Annotated in this window: 2 tRNA genes and 4 rRNA genes; all 6 read left to right on the plus strand. The window is 50.3% G+C overall.

The window, feature by feature from the left end:
• Positions 1–700, plus strand: a 23S ribosomal RNA gene (locus tag ACVOMB_RS20525); the annotation flags it as partial.
• 181 nt (positions 701–881) lie between these two features.
• Positions 882–994: ribosomal RNA gene (gene rrf / locus ACVOMB_RS20530) — 5S ribosomal RNA — on the plus strand.
• Positions 995–1,303: 309 nt separating this feature from the next.
• Positions 1,304–2,834 (plus strand): 16S ribosomal RNA (locus ACVOMB_RS20535).
• Between the two features lie 91 nt (positions 2,835–2,925).
• Positions 2,926–3,002: transfer RNA gene (locus tag ACVOMB_RS20540), tRNA-Ile, on the plus strand.
• Positions 3,003–3,026: 24 nt separating this feature from the next.
• Positions 3,027–3,102, plus strand: a tRNA-Ala gene (locus tag ACVOMB_RS20545).
• Positions 3,103–3,488: 386 nt separating this feature from the next.
• A 23S ribosomal RNA gene (locus ACVOMB_RS20550) occupies positions 3,489–5,779 on the plus strand; the annotation flags it as partial.

Genomic DNA, 5,779 nt, shown 5'->3' on the forward strand with positions numbered 1-5,779 from the left:
GATCCATTATCTGGATCGGGGACAGTGCATGGTAGGCAGTTTGACTGGGGCGGTCTCCTCCCAAAGTGTAACGGAGGAGTTCGAAGGTACGCTAGTTACGGTCGGACATCGTGACGATAGTGCAATGGCATAAGCGTGCTTAACTGCGAGACTGACAAGTCAAGCAGATGCGAAAGCAGGACATAGTGATCCGGTGGTTCTGTATGGAAGGGCCATCGCTCAACGGATAAAAGGTACTCTGGGGATAACAGGCTGATACCGCCCAAGAGTTCATATCGACGGCGGTGTTTGGCACCTCGATGTCGGCTCATCTCATCCTGGGGCTGTAGTCGGTCCCAAGGGTATGGCTGTTCGCCATTTAAAGAGGTACGTGAGCTGGGTTTAAAACGTCGTGAGACAGTTTTGTCCCTATCTTCCGTGGGCGCTGCAGATTTGAGGAAGCCTGCTCCTAGTACGAGAGGACCGGAGTGGACACACCTCTGGTGTACCTGTTGTCACGCCAGTGGCATTGCAGGGTAGCTAAGTGTGGAAGAGATAAGCGCTGAAAGCATCTAAGCGCGAAACTCGTTTCAAGATGAGATCTGCCGGGAGCTTGACTCCCCTAAAGGGTCGTTGTAGACCACGACGTTGATAGGCTGGGTGTGCAAGTGCAGCAATGCATTGAGCTAACCAGTACTAATTGCCCGTGCGGCTTGACCCTATAACTTTGATGAAAAATCAACAACAGCAAAGACATTTATGCCCAATGAAGGCAAAGAAAAATTCGCACAAGCGCAATCAAATTTAGAAAAACATGAAACGCTGATACACAAAAACGACTCTATGAATTTATGTGCAGGCCCCAGGCAAACCAGCCAAGGCCAGTGCAGCAAAAGTTTATGCCTGATGACCATAGCGACCTGGAACCACTCCTTCCCATCCCGAACAGGACAGTGAAACAGGTCAGCGCCGATGATAGTGCGGGTTCCCGTGTGAAAGTAGGTCATCGTCAGGCTCTTATAGCAAAGCAAAGCGTCCAGTGATCTCGTGCTGGGCGCTTTCTCTTCCCCTTGTGAAGGTGAAAAGAAAGCGTAATGTGCGCTAAGTACAAAATATTGTGCTACAATACAAGGCTTCGCTGATTGCAGCGGTGCTTGGAAGTTGCAAAACTTCTGCTTGAGATCTTTAACAAGATACAGCCGATAAGCGTGGGTATTTGGTGGTAGATGGAAGTTTGCCATTAAATACTCATGTGAATATGAAGTGAAGTTCACTTCAATTCCGTTTTTGAGTGAAGTCGCAAGACTTTAAATTTTTTAAGATCGAACTGTAGAGTTTGATCCTGGCTCAGATTGAACGCTGGCGGCATGCCTTACACATGCAAGTCGAACGGTAACAGGTCTTTCGGGATGCTGACGAGTGGCGAACGGGTGAGTAATACATCGGAACGTGCCTAGTAGTGGGGGATAACTACTCGAAAGAGTGGCTAATACCGCATGAGATCTATGGATGAAAGCAGGGGACCTTCGGGCCTTGTGCTACTAGAGCGGCCGATGGCAGATTAGGTAGTTGGTGAGATAAAAGCTTACCAAGCCTACGATCTGTAGCTGGTCTGAGAGGACGATCAGCCACACTGGGACTGAGACACGGCCCAGACTCCTACGGGAGGCAGCAGTGGGGAATTTTGGACAATGGGGGAAACCCTGATCCAGCAATGCCGCGTGCAGGATGAAGGCCTTCGGGTTGTAAACTGCTTTTGTACGGAACGAAAAGTCTTGGGTTAATACCCTGGGATCATGACGGTACCGTAAGAATAAGCACCGGCTAACTACGTGCCAGCAGCCGCGGTAATACGTAGGGTGCAAGCGTTAATCGGAATTACTGGGCGTAAAGCGTGCGCAGGCGGTTTTGTAAGACAGTGGTGAAATCCCCGGGCTCAACCTGGGAACTGCCATTGTGACTGCAAGGCTGGAGTGCGGCAGAGGGGGATGGAATTCCGCGTGTAGCAGTGAAATGCGTAGATATGCGGAGGAACACCGATGGCGAAGGCAATCCCCTGGGCCTGCACTGACGCTCATGCACGAAAGCGTGGGGAGCAAACAGGATTAGATACCCTGGTAGTCCACGCCCTAAACGATGTCAACTGGTTGTTGGGAATTTATTTTCTCAGTAACGAAGCTAACGCGTGAAGTTGACCGCCTGGGGAGTACGGCCGCAAGGTTAAAACTCAAAGGAATTGACGGGGACCCGCACAAGCGGTGGATGATGTTCTTTAATTCGATGCAACGCGAAAAACCTTACCCACCTTTGACATGTATGGAATCCTTTAGAGATGAAGGAGTGCTCGAAAGAGAGCCATAACACAGGTGCTGCATGGCTGTCGTCAGCTCGTGTCGTGAGATGTTGGGTTAAGTCCCGCAACGAGCGCAACCCTTGCCATTAGTTGCTACGAAAGGGCACTCTAATGGGACTGCCGGTGACAAACCGGAGGAAGGTGGGGATGACGTCAAGTCCTCATGGCCCTTATAGGTGGGGCTAGAAACGTCATACAATGGCCGGTACAAAGGGTAGCCAAGCCGCGAGGTGGAGCCAATCCCATAAAGCCGGTCGTAGTCCGGATCGCAGTCTGCAACTCGACTGCGTGAAGTCGGAATCGCTAGTAATCGTGGATCAGCATGCCACGGTGAATACGTTCCCGGGTCTTGTACACACCGCCCGTCACACCATGGGAGCGGGTCTCGCCAGAAGTAGGTAGCCTAACCGCAAGGAGGGCGCTTACCACGGCGGGGTTCGTGACTGGGGTGAAGTCGTAACAAGGTAGCCGTATCGGAAGGTGCGGCTGGATCACCTCCTTTCTGGAAAACGCAAACAACTGTTTGCTGCTAAATACCCACACTTATCGGTTGTTGGATGACCCATCGAAGACCAAAAAAGGTTTGATGGTTGGGGTCTGTAGCTCAGCTGGTTAGAGCACCGTCTTGATAAGGCGGGGGTCGTTGGTTCGAGCCCAACTAGACCCACCAAACTTCCAATGCGATCAACCCAACGGGGGATTAGCTCAGCTGGGAGAGCACCTGCTTTGCAAGCAGGGGGTCGTCGGTTCGATCCCGTCATCCTCCACCAAACACCGGGTAAACACCAAGTTTTGCAAAAACTACGCAAAGCGCAATGTTAGAATACTCGGCTTACCAATACACAAGCACTCTTGCAAAGAGTGCTTGTGTATTGGAATTATCCAATAGGCTGTTCTTTAAAAATTCATAGAGTCGAAATCAGCGTTGCTGTGGAAACACTGTAAAAAGTGACCGTGCCACAGCAATGTAAATTTGATTGCGTCAAAACGAATTCAACTTTGAATTCAGTAATGACGAAAGTAGTTCTTGAGATAGCAATATCGAAGATACAAAATCGCATTACGGCATAACGCGTAAGGTGCAAGACCTTACCAGTCTTTGACTTTGGCGATGAATTCTTATAGTTTTTTAAACCATGAGAAATCAAAGTTATAGGGTCAAGTGACTAAGAGCATATGGTGGATGCCTTGGCGATGATAGGCGAAGAAAGACGTGATAGCCTGCGAAAAGCTTCGGGGAGCTGGCAAATAAGCTTTGATCCGGAGATCTCTGAATGGGGAAACCCACCCGCAAGGGTATCCATATCTGAATACATAGGGTATGGAAGCGAACCTGGAGAACTGAAACATCTAAGTACCCAGAGGAAAAGACATCAACCGAGATTCCCAAAGTAGTGGCGAGCGAAATGGGAAGAGCCTTCTAGAGATAGTCAGTTAATTAACAAAACGGTGTGGAAAAGCCGGCCATAGTGGGTGATAGCCCCGTATGTGAAAATTAATTGGTGGTACTAAGCTAGAGACAAGTAGGGCGGGGCACGAGAAACCCTGTCTGAATATGGGGGGACCATCCTCCAAGGCTAAATACTCATCATCGACCGATAGTGAACCAGTACCGTGAGGGAAAGGCGAAAAGAACCCCGGGAGGGGAGTGAAATAGATCCTGAAACCGTATGCTTACAAAAAGTAGGAGCCTCGAAAGGGGTGACTGCGTACCTTTTGTATAATGGGTCAGCGACTTACATTCAGTGGCAAGCTTAACCGAATAGGGCAGGCGTAGAGAAATCGAGTCCGAATAGGGCGTCTTTAGTCGCTGGGTGTAGACCCGAAACCAAGTGATCTATCCATGGCCAGGATGAAGGTGCTGTAACAGGTACTGGAGGTCCGAACCGACTAGTGTTGCAAAATTAGCGGATGAGCTGTGGATAGGGGTGAAAGGCTAAACAAACTTGGAAATAGCTGGTTCTCTCCGAAAACTATTTAGGTAGTGCCTCAAGTATTACCTGCGGGGGTAGAGCACTGTTTAGGCTAGGGGGTCATGGCGACTTACCAACCCTAGGCAAACTCCGAATACCGCAGAGTACAGCTTGGGAGACAGAGCACCGGGTGCTAACGTCCGGACTCAAGAGGGAAACAACCCAGACCGCCAGCTAAGGTCCCTAAAATTGGCTAAGTGGGAAACGAAGTGGGAAGGCTAAAACAGTCAGGATGTTGGCTTAGAAGCAGCCATCATTTAAAGAAAGCGTAATAGCTCACTGATCGAGTCGTCCTGCGCGGAAGATGTAACGGGGCTAAGCCAGTTACCGAAGCTGCGGATGCACACATTGTGTGCGTGGTAGGAGAGCGTTCTGTAAGCCTGAGAAGGTGTCTGGTAACGGATGCTGGAGGTATCAGAAGTGCGAATGCTGACATGAGTAGCGTTAAAGGGGGTGAAAAGCCCCCTCGCCGTAAGCGCAAGGTTTCCTACGCAACGTTCATCGGCGTAGGGTGAGTCGGCCCCTAAGGTGAGGCAGAGATGCGTAACTGATGGGAAACAGGTCAATATTCCTGTACCGCTCAATAGTGCGATGTGGGGACGAAGAAGGTTAGCTCAGCTGTCTGTTGGAATAGGCAGTTCAAGCTTGTAGCCGTGCTCGGTAGGCAAATCCGCCGAGCTTAGGTGAGGAGTGATAACGAGGGTGCATGCACCTGAAGTGAGTGATACCCTGCTTCCAGGAAAAGCCACTAAGCTTCAGCTATTGAGTGACCGTACCGCAAACCGACACTGGTGCGCGAGATGAGTATTCTAAGGCGCTTGAGAGAACTGCGGAGAAGGAACTCGGCAAATTGATACCGTAACTTCGGGAGAAGGTATGCCGCAAGTAGGTGAACCTGAACAAGGGGAGCCCAAAGCGGTTGCAATAAATCGGTGGCTGCGACTGTTTAATAAAAACACAGCACTCTGCAAACACGAAAGTGGACGTATAGGGTGTGACGCCTGCCCGGTGCTGGAAGATTAATTGATGGGGTGCAAGCTCTTGATCGAAGTCCCAGTAAACGGCGGCCGTAACTATAACGGTCCTAAGGTAGCGAAATTCCTTGTCGGGTAAGTTCCGACCTGCACGAATGGCGTAACGATGGCCACGCTGTCTCCTCCGCAGACTCAGCGAAGTTGAAATGTTTGTGATGATGCAATCTACCCGCGGAAAGACGGAAAGACCCCATGAACCTTTACTGTAGCTTTGTATGGGACTTTGAATAGACTTGTGTAGGATAGGTGGGAGGCTTTGAAGAGCGGATGCTAGTTCGCTTGGAGCCAACGTTGAAATACCACCCTGGTGTGTTTGAGGTTCTAACCTAGATCCATTATCTGGATCGGGGACAGTGCATGGTAGGCAGTTTGACTGGGGCGGTCTCCTCCCAAAGTGTAACGGAGGAGTTCGAAGGTACGCTAGTTACGGTCGGACATCG

The organism is Stenotrophomonas sp. STEN018, from assembly GCF_056760235.1.